Source organism: Paenibacillus sp. 203, assembly GCF_037027525.1.
GTDB classification, from domain to species: domain Bacteria; phylum Bacillota; class Bacilli; order Paenibacillales; family Paenibacillaceae; genus Paenibacillus; species Paenibacillus polymyxa_B.
Genome location: NZ_JAXCHD010000002.1, coordinates 486,696 through 507,518, shown reverse-complemented (window position 1 = coordinate 507,518; position 20,823 = coordinate 486,696). Strand labels below are relative to the sequence as shown.

The following is a 20,823-nucleotide window of genomic DNA, read 5'->3' as shown; positions in this document are numbered from 1 at the left end:
ATAGCTTGTTAGTTTTAGATAAAGAAAAAAAGGTTGTTCCTCTACCGTTAACTTGGTGGAGGAACAACCTTTTTTGCGACACAAGCAATTAATCCCGGCTGTTAAAGATACCGATTAAGCGAATTAGTTCCAGCAAGGAAACGAGAGCTGCAGCCACATAAGTTAATGCAGCAGCATTTAATACTTTGGCGATACCCCGTTCTTCATCACTACGGATAAACCCTTCGGAAACCATAATTTCCCGGGCGCGGTTGGAAGCATTAAATTCAACCGGTAATGTAATTAATTGAAAGGCAACAGTAGCCGAGAAAAAGATAATACCCAAGCCAATCAGGTTCGTGTAGCTGAATAAGAAACCGGCAATCAGCAGAAACGGTGCAATCCCGGAAGCGAAGTTTACGATCGGAAAGATCCGATGACGGAGTGCTAGCATGGGATAATGCTCTTTATGCTGAATGGCATGACCGACCTCGTGACAAGCTACGGCAACTGCAGAAATCGATTTTTCATAATAAACGGGCTCGGATAGCCGCACGACTCTTTGCATTGGATCATAATGGTCAGATAACGCACCAGGTACTGGTTCAATAGGCACATCATGCAAACCATTGCGATCCAGCATATGCCGAGCTGCATCATAACCGGTCAACCCATTTTCATTTGGGACATCAGACCATTTATTAAAAGTACCTTTTACACGGAATTGCGCCCATAAGGATAATCCGAACGCAAGAATAATCAATATATACATACCCATCATAAAGCAACCCTCCATTATTGTTCATCATAGCCTGGGCATCTACATCATAGAACTATGCTCCAGCAGATACTTCAGAGCTTCGATACAAGCGGCGCTTTGTGGTAGTAGACCAGTAAGCAACTTGCGCGCTTGAACGGGCTTGAGCTGCCCCAAAAGAGGCTGTAGTTCATTGACTTCACGTTCTAGACGCTGCATGTGCATCTCTAGACTCGTTAGTTTGTCAGTGACGTGCTCTTCCCCCGCGACCGAGTTCCATTTAATCAGTGTCTGTCTGATTTCCTCAAGGCTATACTTCTCTTGTTTCATTTGGTTAATACGTTCAAGCCTGTTTAAGGTTTCATCATTATAAAGCCGATAATTTTTCAATGATCGTTCTTCAGGTGTGATCAAACCAAGCTTTGTGTAATAATCAATAGTTCGTTCGCTGACACCAGCCGCCTTGGCTAGCTCACCAATTCGATACAGCTTCATATCCCCATCTGTCTTCACCTCGCGCTCTTCGTTCAACCTTCAATATTAGCATTTGCAAACGGAGTGTATATAAAGAATATTTTACATGATTTCCAACCATACAGTCAAACGTCATGCTTTTTTTGGACAGAAACAAGCTACTTTTATAGTTAGTAAATGTGACATGATGTGTTTGGGACCATATTTTTTTAACATAATAAAAAAAATCTTGTCAACTTTCATGTATTCTGATTATAATGACAATAAGAATTTCACGAAATGTAAAGAAACTTAACATTCGAGGGAGTGGGCTTCATGAGAAAAAAGTGGTTAGTTGTATTATTGGCCATGCTGACAGTATTAGCTTTTCCGGTAGGTGCGTTTGCTGCTGACGGTCCGACAAATATTCAACTTCAAGCCGGGCTAAACACGGCCTTTACGTTCTTGGCATTTATACTTGTATTTTTTATGCAAGCGGGATTTGCATTGCTGGAGGCAGGCTCGACACGAATGAAGAATGCAGGCCATGTCGCTGGTAAAACGATTCTCACCACAGGTGTTGCGGCTTTGTCCTTCTGGGCACTTGGATTTGGATTCGGATTTGGTAATGATGGCGGCAACGGATTTATGGGACTGACGGGTTTCTTCATGAGTGGTACGAATGCTGCTGCATCGTTTGATGCTCTTTCAGGTCTGGATGTTCCGATTACAATTATGTTTTTGTTCCACTTTGCTTTCGCTGCGGTATCACTTTCTATCGCATGTGGGGGAATGGCAGAGCGTGCAAAATTAAGTGTATACATTATCTTCGGTATTTTGTTCTCTATCGTGATCTATCCGGTTGTAGCTCACTGGGTGTGGGGCGGCGGATGGCTTGGTAAGTTAGGCATGCAGGATTATGCCGGTTCGACGGTAGTCCATTTGACAGGCGCTACGGCGGCACTCGTCGCTACACTGCTGCTCAAACCGCGTCTGGGCAAGTTCAATAAAGATGGCAAGCCGAACATTATCCCTGGTCATAATCAGGTGTACTCTATCTTGGGTGTTATTATTCTCTGGTTTGGTTGGTTTGGGTTTAACCCAGGTAGTGCTGTATCGGCTATGAACGACGGATTCTTTGGATATGTGGCCTTGACTACCAATATTGCTGCTGCGGCAGGTGGGGTTTTCGCTTTGCTCGTATCCTGGATGGTATATGGAAAAGCAGATATTCCTGCTATGCTAAACGGTGTGCTGGCGGCTTTGGTTGCTATTACTGGTTCTTGTGCCTTTGTAGCCCCTTGGGCGGCACTGGTCATTGGTGCAGTTGCAGGGATCGTCACTTTCTTCACAGCGCAATGGTTCGAGCGTGCAAGAGTGGATGACCCGGTATATGCTTTCTCCGTGCATGGTGTTGCAGGGATGTGGGGCGCAGTGTCCACAGGGTTCTTCGCTACTCCTGAGCTTGTAAAAATAACAGGTGTAGGTCAAGCGGGTCTGTTCTATGGTGGTGGATTTACCCAATTAGGAGTACAGCTGCTTGGACTGATTGGCACCTTGGCTTTCGTGTTCGTCATTTCCTTCATTATTCTGGGTGCGATGAAAGCGATTATGGGTATCCGCGTTACGGAAGAGGAAGAAACGATGGGACTGGATATCAGTGAACACGGTACGTACGGCTATCCTGAGCAAATGAAGTTGGTTGCCGAGGCTGAAAAGCGTTCTGGAATTGTGAACTAATATGTAAAATTTAAAGAACCAGTATGGATGAGCGGAGGAGATGGAAGTATGGAACTGCAAAATATGGCCTCTTGGGTGAGTTCCGCTGAAGCGATGGATCAAGCAGATACGCCTGAATCGCTAAGGCAGGCCAGGGTCGACTCTCAAAAATGGCTGCTGGCTTCCCAAGCCTCCGCTCCGTTATCAGACTGGTTACGAACGGCGAATGAAATGCATGACCGCATCGCGGCCAGAGCTGTACAAATGTGTGAAAAAGGGATGGTTGAGGATGGCTTCGGCCCTCCTCCCGTCCCTTATGCATTTATAGCCTTCGGAAGCATGGGGCGCTCGGAATCGACGCTGTGGAGTGACCAGGATAACGGTATGATTATCAGTAACACAATATCTGTTAATAAAGAATTGTATTTTAGTGAGTTTGGTCGCAGAGTGTCTGCGATGTTAGAGTATTTGGGATATCCCAAATGTGAGGGGAAAGTAATGTGCTCGGAGCCGTTGTGGCGCCAAACATTGTCTGGATGGCAAGAACAGCTAACGAAATGGTCGGACGATTTTGCTTGGGAGCCGATCCGTTATCTGATTATCTCGTCTGATATGAGGCATATCGCTGGAGATGAGCAATTATCTGTAAACTGGAAACGAAGTTTTTATGAGTTGTTCCGAAAACATCCTGATTTACCCTCAGCGGTACTTCGGAACACGGTGAGGCATAAAGCGACACTTAATATTTTAGGTCAGATTGTTACCGAGCGCTTCGGTGAGCATGCGGGCGATTTTGATGTGAAATACGGGTTGTACATTCCGCTGGTGAACGCAGTCCGTTTTTTGGCGTTGCAACATGGTGTAGAGGAAACCTCCACCCTCAAAAGGCTCAGTCGTCTCGCATCATTGGAAGCGGCGCCGTTGCCTTTACTCGATGCTTGCGAGCGAGCCTTTCGGATCGCGCTTCAGCTTCGAATGGCTACTCCGGTGAAGAAGAATGATGGATTGCTGGTCAGCAATGGCTACCTGGCTGTAAAGCCGCTGAAACAAAGTAAAGGCTGGCATGAGTTGCGCGAGGCGCTTTCGACAGTACGACGGCTGCATCGTGCGTTGCAAAGGCAGTTGCGATTTATGGAAGGGAGAAGGTCATGAAGGAACCAGCGCAGGGAAGTGGCTTCTGGAGCGCTCTCCGCAGAGGAGGAGTGCCGTCTGCGATCGCATCTGTAATGGGGGCTCCTACGGCTCAGCAGATGGCTTTTATTCGCTCCTTAACCCGGGAGCAACGGCGCTCTGAAGTATTGCGGACCCCGCTGGATCGTTTGGAGACGGTAGTTTTTGATCTGGAGACAACGGGATTTTCAGCACAGCATGGAGATGAGATTTTATCGTTCGGGGCGATTCGGGTTGTCGGGGACATGATTATGGAAAAAGAGCAGTTTTATACGCTTGTTAATCCACGGACTGTGATTCCTGAGCATATTACCGAGCTAACTGGGATTACCCGGGAAATGACGGATGAAGCTCCACCGCTTATGAACGGATTGCACGACTTTATGTCCTTTGTAGGTGGGCGAGTACTTGTGGCACATGCTAGCGCTCATGACAAGGCCTTTTTGAATGCTGCGTTATGGAAAACATCTAAAGTTCAATTGACTCACCGTGTTCTGGATACGATGATGCTTGCCAAATGGCTTGAGCCACAGCAACATCAAACCTACAGTTTGGATGAATTGTTGACCTACCAATCCATTCCGATTGAAGGGCGGCACCATGCGTTAGAGGATGCGAAAATGACGGCTAAGCTGTGGGTTGCGTATGTTCAGGAAATGCTGAAGCGTAATGTGACCAATTTGGCAGATGTCTACGCGCATTTAAGTCATGCCTGATTCAGTACAAGGCATAGCATTCATATACACATAAAAACAGCAAGTTCGCGATTTCGTGGGTTTGCTGTTTTTTGGCGTCCTGTTCAGATTTAGAAGGTTAGAGGTGGGAACAGTATGGGCATCCTATGGAGAAGGTAAGGGTCATTTAGACGAAAGACAGGTGATAAGACTGTGAAAAGATTTCTTTTCATCAGAGCGATGGTTATGTTGGTTGTGGTTGGGGCTTCGTGGGGAGTTATTGAAAACACAATTTATGCAGCAAACCTGTCCATGGAAAATGAACCATTAAAAGAGGAATACGGTAGAGAAAGACTTAAAGCTGAGAAAGAGGTAGAGGATGAAACAGATGCGGTAGAGGTAATGAAAAAGATAAAGCCTGGTCAACGGCTTCCTTCTATGATTTTAAAGGGGTTAAACGGCAAGACCTACGATGTAGGGGCCACGCGCAATAAAGCTTTGGTTATTAGCTTCTGGGCTTCGTGGTGCGATCCGTGCCGATTAGAAGCGCCTATGCTGAATGAGTTGTATAGTAAGTACAAAGATGATGTGGATGTGTATGGTATCAATGTAACTCGCTATGATCGATTGGAGGATGTACAAAAGTTTTCCCACTCTTTGGATCTCAAATTTCCCATTTTACTTGATGAGCAAGGAGCATTGTTTGAACGATTTGGAGGGATAGCTTTTCCAACCCATGTAATGGTTGATCATCATGGACAGGTCCGCGAAATCATAATCGGCATGCTCAGTGAGCAGGAGTTGGAACGCAAAATAGAAACTCTTGAAAAAAAGAAGGTGTCTTTGGGAGCCGAGTAGACTAGACCCCAAAGACACCTTATAAGCTCGTGCGAGCACCTGATTAGTGATTAACTAATCCATGATGAGTAAGCTCTGCCTGATCGTTTTTTGGAGTCGGTGCTTCCAATAATGCGTAACGGAAGCTGTCCAAGAGAGCTTCCCAGCTGGCTTCGATTACATTTTCAGATACACCTACGTTACTCCAGACGTCCTCGTAATTTTTAGACTCAATGAGCACACGTACCTTGGCGGCAGTGGCATCCTTTTCGTCAAGCACACGTACCTTGTAGTCAGCCAAATGCATGTCCCGCAAGGCAGGGAAATATTGAGAAAGAGCCTTGCGGAGTGCGTTATCGAGCGCGTTGACAGGACCGTTGCCTTCAGCTGCGGTATAGACACTCGTCCCTGCGACATTCAGTTTCAAAAATGCCTCGGATACGACCGGGCGGCCGGCAGTTTTCTCTACCAGCACTTTGAAGGATTCAAAAGAGAACATTTCCTTCACTTCACCACCTGCTTCACGAATGAGCAGTTCCAACGAAGCATCCGCGCCTTCAAACTGGTACCCCTGATGCTCCAGTTCCTTGATGCGGCTAATTACGCCACGTGCCTCATCACTAGATGGGTCAAGGGTGATGCCCAGCTCTTGTGCTTTGGATACCACGTTGCTTTGCCCGGCCAGTTCGGAGACCAAGACCCGTTGCTTGTTCCCCACGAGTTCAGGAGCGATGTGCTCATAAGTTCGCGAGTCGCGCAGAATGGCTGACACGTGAATGCCCCCCTTATGGGCAAAAGCTGCATTGCCTACATAAGGCTGGTTCACAGGCATATTGACGTTGGCGACTTCGCTCACAAAGCGGGCTGTATTGTGGAGTTGATTTAACTTCTCAGTATCTAGACAGTCGTAGCCCAGCTTGAGCTGCAAATTAGGAATGACGGAGCACAGGTTAGCGTTACCACACCGTTCACCGTAGCCGTTGATGGTACCCTGAACCTGCCTTGCGCCTGCTTGTACAGCACTTAGAGAGTTCGCTACTGCCAATTCGCAGTCATTGTGTGTATGAATACCCAACTGCGACCTCGTTATCTGGCTTTGCAGCATAGTGACAATTTCCTGAATCTCATGCGGTAGGGTACCGCCGTTTGTATCGCACATCACGAGCCAATCCGCGCCTGCTTCTTCTGCTTTTTTCATAACGGCCATTGCATACTCGGGATTGTTTTTATATCCGTCAAAAAAATGTTCGGCATCAAAAATAACCTCCATGCCCCCTTGCTTTAAAAAGGCGATGGAGTCGTAAATCATAGACAGATTTTCCTCCAGTGTCGTCTGTAGGGCGGTGTGTACATGAAAATCCCATGATTTACCCACAAGTGTAGCAGCCTGAGCGCCGGATTCCAGAATTCGTTGTAGATTGACATCCTGTGCTGCGATGCTATCTTTGCGGCGCGTGCTGCCGAAGGCGACAATCTTTGCCTGAAGGCCTAGCTCTTGTACCCGTTTGAAAAATTCGATATCCTTGCTGTTGCTTCCGGGAATCCCGCCTTCAATATAATGAACACCGAGATCATCGAGTTTTTTGGCGATTTTCAATTTGTCATCAGCAGACAAGCTAATTCCTTCTCCTTGAGTGCCGTCTCGCAGCGTTGTGTCAAAGATAGAAATAGCGGTGGACATGAGGGACTCCTCCTTTGCGGATTGCTCAGATTGGTGATGCTCTGCTTTTTTTAAGCACATTAATTTAGTTGTTTAACGCTTAAAAACAGGAAAGCGTTAGTTTGTCGTGTTCGTATGTTAGTCGATTATATCAACTTATGACTTCAATTGTAATATATAATTATCATTTTTAGCCGCAAAACCTTTATTTTTTATGTAAAATAGAAATAGCATTTAAGGGTATTTCAAGTATAAAATCAAAACACATATTCCCGCAATGACGGGTGAATTTACAGTTAAAAAGAAGGGTTGAGCATGAAAGATGTCAGTGCTTATTATCCGGCTGGTGGACGAGTTATTCTGCATGTGGATATGAATGCATTTTATTGTTCCGTTCATGCAGCGGAGGAGCCGGAGAAATATAAGGGACTGCCTACCGCGGTGGCAGGCAGTAGTGAGCTGCGCAAAGGTGTAATTGTAACCTGCTCTTATGAAGCTCGACGATTGGGCATTTCAACAGGGATGGTCGTTCAGCAGGCTCGTCGGATCTGTCCGCAGCTCATCGTAATACAGCCTGATTTTCACTTGTATCGTCGTTATTCCAAAGCATTTATGAGTATTGCCTATTCATATACGCCTATGCTGGAAGCAACTTCAATCGATGAGTGCTATCTGGATATTTCTGGCTCCAAACAGTTTGGAACACCTATGGAAATTGCTGAGGAAATCCAGCGCAGAGTAGAGGACGAACTGGGTCTGCCCTGTTCAATTGGAGTTGCTCCCAACAAGTTGCTGGCCAAAATGGCCTCTGATCTGAAAAAACCACGCGGGATATCTATTCTACGTTTGCGTGATGTACCCAACATTTTATGGAACCTTCCTTGTGGTCAATTGTTTGGTGTGGGCCGCAAAACGGCAGATAAGCTTCTACAAATGAACATTCGCACCATTGGACAACTAGCTAAGGCTGATGAGCATATGCTGGTTGGCGTATTTGGTGTGACGGGTTCGTGGTTAAAATTGGCCGCTAATGGGATTAACCATTCTCCAGTCAGCACTGAACGGGAGCCAAACAAGTCCATTGGTCACACGACTACCCTGCCTATGGATGTGGTAAAGCTGGAAGAAGCCCAACGGGTACTTCTTAACATTAGTGATCAGGTAGCCCGGCGGCTTCGACGACACGGTATGCTGGCAGGAGGTATACAACTGACGATTCGGACGCCGGATATGAAGACCTTTACGCGTTCTCAGGTCAGGAGTACTCCTACGGAAAGTGCAGAGGACATATATAAGGAAGCTTGTTCTTTGTATCGTCGCCATTGGGGAGAGGATAAGCCAGTGCGCTTGCTGGGGATAACGCTACAGCAGCTCATTCCAAAGGAGGAAGCGGCCGTTCAAATGGATCTATTTGAATACCAGGATCAGCCTAAGAAGGAAAGCTTATTGAAGACGATGGATGCACTGCGCGATAAGTTTGGTGAAAATGCAATTTTGACCGCTGGGATGCTGGGAGATGATCCTTCGGTACTTCTTCGCAACTCCAAGTTGCGCGGAACTTCGCTGCAAAAAGACAATCTACCAACTCCGGAGTGAACTTTTGGGTAGATTATTGCAAGCATCACAAGCTACGTTATAAGTGTTTTTTGTATGAAGGATAAAGGAAAATAATTTGTAATAATATTGGGTTTGTATTAATATGTGAATAGAATGCAAAAGCTGGTTTGTTTGACTGTATAGGAGGAAGAGAAAAGTTATGGCTAAATACACTTGGGTAGAAAAAGATACATGCATTGCTTGCGGAGCGTGTGGCGCTACAGCACCAGACATTTATGATTATGATGATGAAGGTTTGGCAGAAGTGATCTTTGAAGGGGATGCAAACCAAGGCATCAAGGCGATCTCAGAAGATTTGTTTGATGATATGCAGGATGCTTGTGACGGTTGCCCTACAGATTCCATCAAAGTAGCAGACGAGCCGTTCAATAAAGAAGGTTAAGCGTAGGCTTCTTCGATAGGCACAGCACTGACAGCTCCCTTCGCCGTATAACGGTGAAAGTAAGCTGTTGGTGCTGTTTTTTTAGATTATAGAATGGTTCAGCGGAGCTGAACTATCCTATAATCGCAAGAAAGACTTCTGCCAAGCGCGGTCTGGCTTCCGTGAGAGTACGTCGATAGACGTTTTTTTATGTGCTGTCCATCGAGTCTATTTTTGCCGATATACATAATAGGAAGTATGCAAGATTACACGATCAGGAGGATCCGATGAACCATTCGCCTCATCTTAAATCGTATGTAAAAAAACACCCTGATAATAAAATGGCCTGGTATTTACTCGGCAAAGAGTATGAGAGCAGCGGTCAAGAGGGCAAAGCAAATTATTGCTTTAATCGCGCAGGAGAAGTGTTCGAAGCCTTCGAGCATAAACAGATTCCGGCAGACGTATGGATGGAATATCAGGATAAACTGGTTCAAATGTCGAAGGAGAAGGAGCGAAGGACGGCTCGAACACGCCACCTGTTAACTGCGTTAATGGTACTACTGCTCATATGGGTTCCTTCAGCCAATTCACCGAGACCTTCAAATGAAAATGCATCTGATCCCTCTGGAACTGAGCAGGTAGCAATTGATAATATTGAAGTTACGAAAGTGGCCACTGCTGATCCGAAGGAGATGGCCCAGATCGGTGTGGTTGGTGGTGTGTTTACGGCTCAAGCCCGAAAAGGGAGTGGAGCTGGAACGGGGCTTACTGATTTGTTGGCTAAGACTAGCCGACTGCCGTCCAAGACTACAGTGTTGGGTATGGAGCAAGGGGGCTCATGGCTGCTCTGGAGAGAGGGTATGAAGCCATTACTTAGTGTACAGAACAAAGGAAACGGTGGATTAGCTGTTCAGTCTTACGACGCCGCTGCGTGTGCTTGCAAGCCATCAGACAGTGAAAATCTTCGCAAAGCAGGTCTAAAATGGGCTGCTGGACAGGAGGAATTAGCTGTATTGAATAGCTCCATGCGTGCTTTTCGCTCACAGCATCAACGTCTTCCCCAGAGTCTTGATGAACTGACTCGAGACTTTCCCGCTAATACGATGTACGGTACGACAGACGGGATGAAGAAGGCTTTTACACCTATGCGTAATTTACTTGCTTCACCAGGACAGGGAACAGGGAAGGCAGTAGATTTAGACGCTGACTCGTCGGCCGAAAGCAGTCCATTACTGGCATCGTCATTGCACGGACGACCTTTTCTGGGGCAACCGCTGCGAATTGTGGTGGACAAATCCAAGCACAGGCTTGCCCTGGTAAGTGGCAATGTACTTATTCGAAATTATCCTATCGGTTTGGGCGGAGAAAGAACACCAGAAGGGAAGTTTGTGATTACCGATAAAGTAGTAAATCCGAACGGCAAATCCAACGGTGAGTTTGGCAGCCGTGGAATGCAACTGTCTGCAACGAATTATGCCATTCATGGCACGAACGAGCCGGACAGCATTGGCAAAAATGAGTCGTTGGGTTGCGTCCGAATGGGTAAAGAGGATGTGGAGGAATTGTTTGCACTCGTACCTTCGGGTACGGAGGTAGTTATTGGTAACGGGGGATTGCCTGATCAAGTGCTTGTGCCTGGTTCTCGATTTACAAGTGAGCCGCAGCATGACCAGACGAATCCCCGCAAAACCTATCACTGGCTAAATTAACGTTTTGATGCTATTGCTACTTGGTGTTTAACGATTTCCTGCTTGTGCTAAAACAATGACCAGAATAATCACAATGATGAGGAGAACAAAGCTGACGGCGGTCCATACAATCGCTTTCTTGTTCACCTCATCCTTTTTCTTTTGCAGACTGGGCGGCTTGCGCTTGGTCTTCATATCAGCAATCCCTCTTTTCTAACGGGCTAAGGTCTTGTCTTACTATGTCCATTGTAAATGGTTTGATTATACATTTTCAATGACATCTCCATGACAACTGAATTGTTCTGGAGCTACACCTCGCAAATTACTTTCTTTTTGGTATGGAAAAAGCTAAACTATTTTGTAGAGATGTTTTTTTAGGATTGTGCAAGGGCATAGAACGGAGTGGATGAATCGTGTTGTATCGAAGGATTGCGAAACCTGTTTTTTTTAAAATGAGTCCAGAGACGGCCCATCATGTAGTCATTGACGGCTTAAAACATGCGGGCTCATTCCCTGGTGGAGCAGCGACACTGCGAGGGATGTACGGAGTCAAGGAAACGGAGGATCTTGCCGTTGATCTGTTTGGTATTCATTTTCCCAACCTGATTGGACTGGCTGCAGGACTGGATAAAAATGCAGAAGCGGTTACTGGTTTTTCTTCCATCGGGTTTGGATTTATGGAAGTGGGAACGGTGACACCTGTGGGACAGCCCGGCAATGATCGGCCCCGGTTGTTCCGACTACCTCCCGATGAGGCGTTAGTCAATCGGATGGGCTTTAACAATCTGGGTGCTGAGAGCATGGCCAAACGTCTAGCTGCACTCAAACATCGACCTGTTCCGGTCGCAGTTAATATCGGCAAAAATAAAATCACGCCCAATGAGGATGCTCATAAAGACTATGAAAAGTGTATTTCCGCACTGTATCCGTATGCGGACTTCTTTGTAGTGAATATTAGCTCGCCGAATACGCCGGATTTAAGAAAGCTCCAGCATGGTAATGAACTGAAGTCGCTATTGGAAGCGGTTCGGGCAGAGATGGGAGTTCAGGCGAAAAAGTATGGCAATGCCAAGTCTGTACTGGTTAAAATTGCGCCAGATGTATCGGATGAAGAATTGGAATATATGACAGATGCGATTGCTGCCAGTGGAGTAGACGGCATTATTGCGACCAATACAACAATATCCAGAGCTGGTCTGACACACCGAAATGCGAGTGAAACAGGAGGGCTGAGTGGTAAGCCGCTGCGTGACCGTTCCACAGAGGTCATCGGACGGGTGTACCGCCAGACGGAAGGTAAGCTGCCTATTATCGGATCAGGCGGCATCTTCACGAGTCGTGATGCCTATGACAAAATTAAAGCAGGCGCAAGCCTGATTGAAATTTATACAGCATTGATCTACGAAGGGCCGGAAGTAAATAGGGCTATACATGCTGGCCTGCGTGAGCTGCTTCGAAAGGACGGCTTTAGACACATTACCGAGGCTGTTGGTGCAGATCACAGATAAAAAAGTGTTGTCGGAAGAGACAGGAGGTACGGGGATGGACGGAAGAGACTGGGGAACATTTTTACTGCCATACGATCAGGCGGTGGAAGAGCTTAAGGTCAAGTTCAAAACAATGCGTGCGGAGCTGAAAAAGCGCGAGGAATACGCTCCTATCGAATTCGTAACCGGACGGGTTAAAAAAATATCAAGCATCCTCGATAAGGCAAAGAGATTACAGGTTCCTTCTGATCAGCTGGAGACGGGAATCGAGGATATTGCAGGCATTCGCATTATGTGCCAATTTGTAGAGGATATTCGGCGGGTGGCCGAATATATCAGAAGACGTAAGGATTTGACCGTACTGTATGAAAAGGACTATATCACCAATTATAAAGACAGCGGCTATCGCAGCTTTCATATGATTGTGGAGTATCCGGTTCAAACAGCAGTGGGGCTGAAAATTGTGCTAGCAGAAATTCAAATCCGTACTTTGGCTATGAATTTTTGGGCAACCATAGAGCATTCTCTTAGCTATAAGTATCGTGAAAGCTTGCCTGATAATATGCGCACACGATTGAAAAAGGCAGCTGAGGCAGCCTTTGTATTGGATAATGAGATGTCTTCTATGCGTCTTGAAATATTGGAAGCGCAGAAAAAGTTCGAGGATGAAGCCAATATCGTTTCTAAAGTGCTAACAGGTATGCACCGGCTGTATTTCTACCATAAGATCAGTGAAACGATTGATGCGCAGCGCAGATTTAATGAACTGTGGGAACGGCACGACATGGAAGGAATCAAGCTGCTTCACGATGAGGTCAAAGAGATGCTAGAAGCCTCTACCAAGGAAGAAGACAGGGATGAGTATTAAATGGAAAACCTTTCCTACGAACCGCTGTACGTGACTTATTTGGTATACTTCAATCGGGATCGGGATTACTTTGAATGTCATGAGGTACTGGAAGAGCTGTGGCTTAAGCTGGACCGTGACCCTGTATATAAAGGTTTGCTTCAAGTTGCTGTAGGACTGTATCATTTCCGGAATGGTAACTATCGTGGTGGACATATGATGCTGAATAGTGCGGTCCACAGGCTGGAGCATGCTCCTTCGCAGGCGCTTGGCATTAATATGACGAAGCTGGTGGACGAGGCGCGCGTTTGCGCCCGTCAGCTTGCTGAAGCAGTTATGACCGGCACGGAAGAGCTTCAGCACCAACCGCCGATTTATCGGGATTTGACGATAGAAATCGTCGAGCCCGGGCTGTGCCGGGCCGTGGAGAAGGCATCGTCGTCCATTCCAGTCAACATCCCGCAGCAGAGAGGTCCTCGGCGTGGGGAAAAGCATGAGCAGCGTCAGCAGGCGCTGGCAGCTTCAATTAGGCGAAGACAGGCAGCTGGAGGCTCAGGCTCTGTCTCGGCGGAAACGAAGGATGCGCCTTGAGTTTGAAGCGCATGATAAGCCAGCAGCCCGATCCGTTTCATAAGGATCGGGCTGCTTTATCGTTTCAGGTGTGTGAACGTTTGACTAGGAGGTTACGTTCTTTTTATATTTCTCAAAGAAGGCTTTGAAATCGTCGAGTGTATACCCATTGTCCGAAGGACTTTCCTTCAACCCGCCTACCATACGTTCCTTTTCCACGCCTTTTTCGTAATAAATGAGCGTAGGGGTATACTCAATCTTATACTTGTCCCAGCCATCCTCATACTCACGCAGATTAAATTCGTGCATCGTAATGTTCTCCTGCTTGCTCAAAGGCAAGAGCTTAGGGGTAGTGGCGCGGCAATGCACACAGTCGGACGCGAAATGATAGACGAAGAAGTTTTCCTTTTTGTCAATTTTACTCTGTAGATCTTCCGGCTTAATAATTTGCTGATAGTTCGGGTCATTTAGCAGCTCTTGAGTAGCAGGATTTAACGAGGCTGTGGAAACGCCATACAGCTTGTTTTTAGTGCCTGAATTTAAAGCGAGCAGTACTCCAAGCAAAATGACCAGCACAACAAAAAAGCCGATGACAGGTATAAGCTTTTTTTTGTTGGATTTTTGTGCGTTCAATGCAATCTCTCCTATCAAAATTCAAAATATGTAGCTATGAATCTCATTATTATACAACATTACAGATTGTAGTGAAAGTTTGTAAATCACACCGATATTGCAGGATAACAGGTTGAATATGGTACAATAAAATTTATTTTAAAAGGACAGGATGATTACGATTATGGGTGTACAGCTCCCCACAGCATTTGTAAAGCGCATGGAGCAACTGCTCGGCGACGAATTTGAAGCATTTATGACCGCCTATGACCACACGCCCCATGCCGGGATTCGCGTCAATACGTTAAAAATTCCGGTGGAGGACTTTAAGGAACGTTCTCCGTTCGAACTGCGGCCGATTCCATGGTGTGCCACGGGTTTTTACATTCCTCACGGTACGAAGCCGGGGTTACATCCTTACTACCATGCGGGACTGTACTATATACAGGAACCGAGTGCAATGTCTCCGGTTGAACTGCTCAATGTAGCTCAAGATGAAGCTGTATTGGACTTGTGCGCCGCACCGGGCGGGAAATCGACCCAAATAGCTGCCAAACTACAAGGAAGCGGCGTATTGGTGACCAATGATATTAGCGCGGACCGAACCAAAGCGTTGGCTAAAAATGTGGAATTGTACGGTGTGCGTAATGCCGTGGTACTGAATGAAAGCCCGGATCGAATCGCCGATGCCTTTTCTCATTTTTTTGACAAGATACTAATTGACGCACCTTGCTCGGGAGAAGGTATGTTCCGCAAAGATGAGGATATGGCAAAACAATGGGAAACGCATTCGGTGGATAAATGTGTAGTCATGCAACGGGACATTTTGCGTGTAGCGGCCTCGATGCTGAGCACAGGAGGGAGAATTGTCTATTCGACTTGCACCTTTGCGCCAGAAGAAAATGAAGGAATGATCGCAGAATTTCTGGAGGCTCATCCCGATTTTGACGTAGTCCCTGTTCCATCGGAAGCAGGTTTTGCACCAGGCCACCCGGAATGGATGAGTGAAGAGGTCTCGGCATCACACCCCGAACTGCGGGGAACAGCACGCCTTTGGCCGCATCTCGTAGAGGGTGAAGGCCATTTTATCGCTGTGTTGCAACACCAAGGTGGTCGTGTCACTGGGACTGAAGATCACACTGAATCCGGGGATTTGACTCCATTTGAGGGCAAGAATGACAGGGCATTGAACATAGATGCAGCGTATCCACGGAAGAAGCAGTTTTTGTCCGTCAAGGAAGCACTGACGCCAAGCGGTCAAGGAAGACATGCGACTGGTGAGCCTAAACGAAGTGGAAAAGGAATGGACGGGAAGTCCGGTAAAGGAAAGTCCGCGCGCGGCTTGGGTGGCAATAAGTCTCGTTCTGGCAAAGAGAATGTAAAATCCGCTGCACGCTCCCCACAAGATGTGTTGGAGTCCTATCACCAATTTGTGAAGGATCAGCTGGAGGTGTCCTTTACAGGCTATACGGTGGTCTATGGAGATCGTATTTATCAGTCGCCATTGGCATCACATCGTTTGGACGGCCTTAAGGTGGTGCGACCAGGCTGGTTTATGGGTACCGACAAGAATGGTCGCTTTGTGCCCTCACACCCGCTGGCGGTGGCATTACGCCCTTCAGAGGCGGCTAGAAGCATTAATCTCTCCAGTTCAGATGCTGAGGCCATCCGGTATTTAAAAGGGGAGACCTTGTCCATCCCCGTTGAGAGAATGGCACTGCGGAACGAAGTCCAGCCCAAAGGCTATACTCTCGTGTGCATTGATGGTTATTCGGCTGGGTGGGGCAAATGGCAGGACGGCATGCTCAAAAATGAATACCCTACAGGTTGGAGGTGGACATCGGTATGAGTGGAAAAGGGAGACAAACGCAACGTTTGGATAAAGTTTTGACCCATATGGGATATGGCTCCCGTAGTGATATCAAGCGACAGGTGAAGCAAGGGATGATCACGGTAAACGGGAGGATCACCAAGGATAGCGGCTTACAGGTTCATCCATACCAGGATCAGATTGAAGTGAACGGGGAACGTGTTGTTTTTCGGGAGTATATTTACATCATGCTGCACAAGCCACCGGGCGTTATATCTGCAACCGAAGATACAAGGGAGCGGACGGTGCTGGATTTGCTGAGCGCGGAGGAACGACACTTTGAGCCTTTTCCAGTTGGACGCTTAGACAAAGATACAGAAGGGCTATTGTTGTTGACCAACGATGGTAAGCTAGCGCACGAACTACTTTCTCCACGGCGGCATGTCCCTAAAACATATGAGGCTGCCGTATTGGGTCATGTCACGGAGGAGGATATTCATCAATTTACAGCAGGAGTGGAACTGGATGATGGGTATGTTACCCTTCCTGCACAGTTGACCATTCTTCGCCATGAACATCCGCACCAGGCAGATGGAGAATTCATTTCCTATATTTCGCTTGTAATCCATGAGGGGAAGTTTCATCAAGTGAAGCGTATGTTCGAAGCGGTTGGTAAAAAGGTGACCTATTTAAAAAGAATAGCTATGGGGCCATTAAAGCTGGATGAACAGCTTCCACTGGGCAGCTATCGAGAGCTGACTAGTGAAGAACTGGCATGGATCGGCCGGGATATAGCATCTGCAACGTCAGAAGTTTGATGAGCAGATTAAATATAAATGACGCACAGGCTCTTATGAGATTCCTGTGCGTCATTTTATGATATAGACAACCAGCAGAGAATTATTCAAACTCAACGTTCAACACTGAATCGCAGTTTACGAATTATTGTGCGCGTGCTGCCCGACTCTTTTTCACTTCGGCTGCTGTATAAGCTGTAACCTTGTTTTTACCTGTCGTTTTGGATATGTACATCGCTTGATCGGCCTGCTTGACCAGTTCATCCGGGTTCATTTCCTTCTTCACTGTACTGTGTCCGACACTGATGGTGACAATGCTTTCTTCCGCGACCCGCTGGCGGATACGTTCTGCGACATGTCCAACCTTGGCACGTCGATCCACAACCATTGCGACCAGTTCCTCGCCACCGTATCGCCCGGTCAGTCCGATTTCATCCAGTTCATCCTCCATAATCTGTGCCACCTGTTTGAGTACTTCATCCGCACGAGCATGGCCCTGCGTATCATTCAACTTTTTGAAATTGTCAATATCGCAAAAAATGACCGACACGCGGATTCCTTGATCCATATATCGCCGTAGTCGTCCCGAAAAATATTTACGGTTATATAGCCCAGTCAGGCCATCGGTGATGGAAGAACGGTAAATCCTTTGGAGCAGTTCCACAATCCGTTCAAACAGGATGAGGAATAACGTAGTGTAGTACAGCAATGGTAAAAATGACATATATAGGACTGTGTTTGATCTTCCAGCTTCTTCAGGGATGTCATTTCGCAGCCACAAATAGCCAAGCCAGAGCAAATACATGAATAAGCCCGCTACATACTTCTTTGGCTGTCCGATTCGTGGGGTGATGAACACAAGGCTCAGTATAAGTACCAGTACTCGATAAAACAGAGTGAACCCAACCAGTTTCGCTGCGCTGATCCAAGCGGGCAACAAACCTGCAGTCCAGGCAATAACCGGCAATATCAATAACGCACCCAGCAGCAGCAAGGTCCATGTCTGCAAGCGTTTCAGCTTCCGGTAGAGTTGAAATACGGCGGCATTGATGAGCACGAAGGCAGACGCCTCCAGCACATTTTTCCACACGATTCCTTGGAGTTGCATCTTGCCTCCACCTGCTGAATAGAGATTCATGGCTTCATATGTCATAATAATAATAGCGGCAACCGAAAAAAGGATATAGGCTTTTTTTCGTTGTCTGCTATATATGATCACGCACATCAGTGCCATCATGAGTATAATATACAAACCGCAGGCTGCACTTACAGCCCCGGCCAGAGATGGGAAACCCAAGGTTCCCGATAAGGACAACAACGTCAACATCACCGACTCCATTTGCCAAAATAGTCAATCTATTGAACGGTTGATATCGTTCCGATACAATAGACAGGATTTATCCTATTTAAAATGTTATAATTTTCTTTTGTGACTAACATTTATTCTCAATATATCATCTTTCAGAAAATCCGGAAACCTATACATACAATCTGTGATCCGGGCAGTTTAATTGCTTGAAAGGGGAAGCACGTCATGAAATTGCTACAGGCTCTCTTTTTCCCACCCGAGCAACCGGGAGGCGTTTCATCCATGATTCCATATCTGCAAGAGCGATTTACATCCCCCCGTTGGGAAATGGAGCTATTTTCAATCCCTAAACGGATTCGTAACAAGGGTAGGGACGAAGTAACTTTTGATACCTTTGACTGGACGAGATATGAACAATATCCAATCGTTCAAAAATATATTCAGACGTACCGTGACTATTTGTGGTGGACCCGGCTTCGTATTCAGAAGCCCTATGACCTCATTCATGCCCATCATCCGATTGCGGGAATCGCCATGAAAACTGTTTTTCCTGACATTCCGCTCGTACAGACGATTCACTCTTCCTATGAGAAGGAGTTAATTCTAAACGGGAAAATAGAGGAGAACGGGCCTGAACACCAATTCTTGGTGTCACTGTATGGGGAAATGGAGCAGAAGGCGGATCGCCTGATAGCGGTATCTCATTCTTTTCAGCATTACTTAACTCCTTACGTTCAGAATCCGCAAGACATCGCAGTCATTCCGAATGGATATGATGAGAAGCGCTTCAAACCCATTCCGCACGAAAATGAAGTGACACAGCTCATAACCGTTTGTCGCCTTGTTCCGGCGAAAGGACTGGATATTTTATTGCGGGCCTGTGCTGAACTTAAAAAAAGAAACCTGGATTTTGTGCTTCATATTATTGGAGACGGCCCGGTTCGCCCTGAGCTGGAAGAGATGGCGCGACAGCTCGATATATACCATGAGACGATTTTTTATGGATATACCCTTCATCCAGAAGAGTTTATGCCTTTCTTTGATGTATTTGTCTTGCCTTCTCGGGCGGAGGCCTTTGGTTCGGTATTTGCGGAAGCAGCGTTAAGTTGTCTGGCATTGGTAGGTACAGAAGTGGGAGGAATACCGGAGCAGATTGAAGATGGGGTAAATGGTCTGCTCGTGCCACCCGACAATCCGAGGGCACTGGCAGACGCATTAGAGAAGGTCATTGCTGACCCTGCCTATCGTTATGAGCTGGCTAGATCTGCCTGCGATAAAGCTAAATCAAGCTATTCTTTAAGTCGGGCGGTTAACGAGTTGAAGAAAATGTATTTGAAATTCCCACATTAACCATGACGAGTACCACCTGGTTTGGAATCGGAATGCCGAAAGCTGGAGCGAGGACGTGAGGAACGGAAAGGTCTCCTGCGTCCTGCTATGATCAGTTTGCTAACCCACATCAGACTGAGCATTCCGAAAATAGGATAAAGGACAGATAACAGTGAACTGAAGCCGAACTGACTGATTAAAAAACAGGTGAGCATAATGAATAGTGTGATGAGCTTGGGCGAAATTTGGACATGTTGACGAATTTGCAGACTGACTCCATAAATGTCGGCTACAAAGGTACTGAAGATTTCCATGAAAATGAGTAGAATGTATATGATTTCGACAAAGGCACCCAGACGGTAAGCAATGCTTCCCATAGGGATTTCAAATTGCTGAATACCCGGCATATGTGCTGACATGGCAAAGTGTGCAGCCATCAGCATAAACCCGACACCAACTCCGCCCAAAACTCCGCCCCAGCGGATGGTTCTTCGGGAAAAGGTTTGACTGCCAAGTGGTACAAGTACGGCTTGGGCCATAGTTAGGTTGAAGGACGTGTACAGCAGTGGAGAGAGCAAGGTTCGAAATGTACTGTGATCTGTCGTATTCGTAATAAAACTCTGAGGATTGGGCATGGAGAGCGTGCTGTGAACGAGCAGAAGAGACATGATGATCATCAGAGGGACAACCACGGTGTTCATGTGCAAGATGGCCTTAATGCCTTTACTTAGCAGCAAATAAGTACCAATCAGTGTAATAAGCAGTCCGGTTTGGTAATGCAGGTGAAGGTGCTCTACAAAAACAGAGCCGGCTCCTGCCAGCATGACGCTGTTTACGCCAATCAACACGATGAGTGTGAACCAGCTAATCCATTTCCCGGCATTGGCACCAAAAAGATGTTTGTTCAGGTCCTCGTAGGATTTGGCTGAAATATCATGAGCGATCAGCATCATTTTCGTACCCAACCATACAAATATGATTGTGGATAGCATAATAGTGAGTGTAGCCCAACGACCATACTGCGTAAAAAATTGCAGAATTTCTTGTCCGGTAGCAAATCCGGCACCGACGATTGTACCGATGTATGTAAAAGCAATTTGAAAAACATGAATATTACGTTTCATCCCCAGTCCCTCCTTGCCTG

Annotated in this window: 20 protein-coding genes; 13 read left to right on the top strand and 7 right to left on the bottom strand. The window is 46.6% G+C overall.

Annotation, left to right across the window (positions count from 1 at the left end; all coding sequences use genetic code 11):
* Window positions 1-88: 88 nt before the first annotated feature.
* Both WA407_RS05530 and WA407_RS05525 read right to left on the bottom strand, forming a co-directional pair.
* Window positions 89-760, bottom strand: a complete 672-nt coding sequence (locus WA407_RS05530; RefSeq protein ID WP_023988023.1) for a zinc metallopeptidase — start codon at window positions 758-760, stop codon at window positions 89-91.
* Window positions 761-799: 39 nt separating this feature from the next.
* Window positions 800-1,231, bottom strand: a complete 432-nt coding sequence (locus tag WA407_RS05525; protein WP_023988024.1) for a MerR family transcriptional regulator — start codon at window positions 1,229-1,231, stop codon at window positions 800-802.
* Window positions 1,232-1,525: 294 nt separating this feature from the next.
* Here WA407_RS05525 and WA407_RS05520 point away from each other — a divergent pair, with 294 nt between their 5' ends.
* From WA407_RS05520 to WA407_RS05505, 4 genes are all read left to right on the top strand, one after another.
* Window positions 1,526-2,929, top strand: a complete 1,404-nt coding sequence (locus tag WA407_RS05520; RefSeq protein WP_039270006.1) for an ammonium transporter — start codon at window positions 1,526-1,528, stop codon at window positions 2,927-2,929.
* A gap of 48 nt (window positions 2,930-2,977) precedes the next feature.
* A complete protein-coding gene (locus tag WA407_RS05515) occupies window positions 2,978-4,060 on the top strand; it encodes a DUF294 nucleotidyltransferase-like domain-containing protein (protein ID WP_235308033.1) in 1,083 nt (360 codons plus the stop codon).
* Complete coding sequence (locus WA407_RS05510) at window positions 4,057-4,794, top strand: exonuclease domain-containing protein (RefSeq protein WP_061828597.1); 738 nt, start codon at window positions 4,057-4,059, stop codon at window positions 4,792-4,794. Before WA407_RS05515 ends, WA407_RS05510 begins: the two co-directional genes overlap by 4 nt.
* Window positions 4,795-4,965: 171 nt before the next feature.
* Window positions 4,966-5,610: a TlpA family protein disulfide reductase gene (locus tag WA407_RS05505; protein WP_336076940.1), complete on the top strand. Its 645-nt coding sequence runs from the start codon at window positions 4,966-4,968 to the stop codon at window positions 5,608-5,610.
* A gap of 43 nt (window positions 5,611-5,653) precedes the next feature.
* Here WA407_RS05505 and cimA read toward each other — a convergent pair whose 3' ends face one another.
* Entirely contained in the window at window positions 5,654-7,270 is a 1,617-nt protein-coding gene (gene cimA, locus WA407_RS05500) for a citramalate synthase (RefSeq protein WP_069291637.1), read from the bottom strand.
* A gap of 294 nt (window positions 7,271-7,564) precedes the next feature.
* Here cimA and WA407_RS05495 point away from each other — a divergent pair, with 294 nt between their 5' ends.
* The 3 genes from WA407_RS05495 to WA407_RS05485 all read left to right on the top strand — a co-directional run bounded on the left by WA407_RS05495 (window position 7,565) and on the right by WA407_RS05485 (window position 10,939).
* Complete coding sequence (locus WA407_RS05495) at window positions 7,565-8,845, top strand: DNA polymerase IV (protein ID WP_235308035.1); 1,281 nt, start codon at window positions 7,565-7,567, stop codon at window positions 8,843-8,845.
* Window positions 8,846-9,005: 160 nt separating this feature from the next.
* Window positions 9,006-9,248: a ferredoxin gene (locus tag WA407_RS05490; protein ID WP_013309730.1), complete on the top strand. Its 243-nt coding sequence runs from the start codon at window positions 9,006-9,008 to the stop codon at window positions 9,246-9,248.
* Between the two features lie 266 nt (window positions 9,249-9,514).
* Entirely contained in the window at window positions 9,515-10,939 is a 1,425-nt protein-coding gene (locus tag WA407_RS05485) for a L,D-transpeptidase (protein WP_235308036.1), read from the top strand.
* A gap of 27 nt (window positions 10,940-10,966) precedes the next feature.
* Here the strand turns inward: WA407_RS05485 and WA407_RS05480 are convergent, their stop codons facing one another.
* Complete coding sequence (locus WA407_RS05480) at window positions 10,967-11,113, bottom strand: hypothetical protein (RefSeq protein WP_023988033.1); 147 nt, start codon at window positions 11,111-11,113, stop codon at window positions 10,967-10,969.
* Between the two features lie 218 nt (window positions 11,114-11,331).
* Between WA407_RS05480 and WA407_RS05475 the strand changes: the two genes are divergently transcribed.
* Genes WA407_RS05475 through WA407_RS05465 form a run of 3 tightly spaced genes read left to right on the top strand, consistent with a single transcriptional unit; the run spans window position 11,332 to window position 13,843 of the window.
* Entirely contained in the window at window positions 11,332-12,426 is a 1,095-nt protein-coding gene (locus tag WA407_RS05475; RefSeq protein ID WP_336076938.1) for a quinone-dependent dihydroorotate dehydrogenase, read from the top strand.
* A gap of 34 nt (window positions 12,427-12,460) precedes the next feature.
* Window positions 12,461-13,273: a GTP pyrophosphokinase gene (locus tag WA407_RS05470; RefSeq protein ID WP_023988035.1), complete on the top strand. Its 813-nt coding sequence runs from the start codon at window positions 12,461-12,463 to the stop codon at window positions 13,271-13,273.
* On the top strand, window positions 13,274-13,843 hold the full coding sequence (locus WA407_RS05465; protein ID WP_336076937.1) for a DUF309 domain-containing protein: 570 nt from the start codon (window positions 13,274-13,276) through the stop codon (window positions 13,841-13,843). It abuts the gene before it with no gap.
* An 84-nt stretch (window positions 13,844-13,927) separates the two neighbouring features.
* On the opposite strand, the gene WA407_RS05460 is transcribed toward WA407_RS05465, so the two are convergent.
* Complete coding sequence (locus tag WA407_RS05460) at window positions 13,928-14,455, bottom strand: thioredoxin family protein (protein ID WP_013309735.1); 528 nt, start codon at window positions 14,453-14,455, stop codon at window positions 13,928-13,930.
* A gap of 163 nt (window positions 14,456-14,618) precedes the next feature.
* Between WA407_RS05460 and WA407_RS05455 the strand changes: the two genes are divergently transcribed.
* Both WA407_RS05455 and WA407_RS05450 read left to right on the top strand, forming a co-directional pair.
* Complete coding sequence (locus WA407_RS05455) at window positions 14,619-16,283, top strand: RsmB/NOP family class I SAM-dependent RNA methyltransferase (RefSeq protein WP_336076996.1); 1,665 nt, start codon at window positions 14,619-14,621, stop codon at window positions 16,281-16,283.
* The gene (locus WA407_RS05450) at window positions 16,280-17,062 is read left to right on the top strand and encodes a pseudouridine synthase (RefSeq protein WP_235308038.1); all 783 of its coding nucleotides are present in this window, start codon (window positions 16,280-16,282) and stop codon (window positions 17,060-17,062) included. The genes WA407_RS05455 and WA407_RS05450 overlap by 4 nt, the downstream gene beginning before the upstream one ends.
* Before the next feature lie 124 nt (window positions 17,063-17,186).
* Here the strand turns inward: WA407_RS05450 and WA407_RS05445 are convergent, their stop codons facing one another.
* Window positions 17,187-18,368, bottom strand: a complete 1,182-nt coding sequence (locus WA407_RS05445) for a GGDEF domain-containing protein (protein ID WP_235308039.1) — start codon at window positions 18,366-18,368, stop codon at window positions 17,187-17,189.
* 207 nt (window positions 18,369-18,575) lie between these two features.
* Here WA407_RS05445 and WA407_RS05440 point away from each other — a divergent pair, with 207 nt between their 5' ends.
* Window positions 18,576-19,700, top strand: coding sequence for a glycosyltransferase family 4 protein (locus tag WA407_RS05440; protein WP_235308040.1), 1,125 nt, complete (start codon window positions 18,576-18,578; stop codon window positions 19,698-19,700).
* On the opposite strand, the gene WA407_RS05435 is transcribed toward WA407_RS05440, so the two are convergent.
* Entirely contained in the window at window positions 19,697-20,803 is a 1,107-nt protein-coding gene (locus WA407_RS05435; RefSeq protein WP_028542811.1) for a YkvI family membrane protein, read from the bottom strand. The genes WA407_RS05440 and WA407_RS05435 overlap by 4 nt on opposite strands.
* Window positions 20,804-20,823 lie beyond the last annotated feature (20 nt).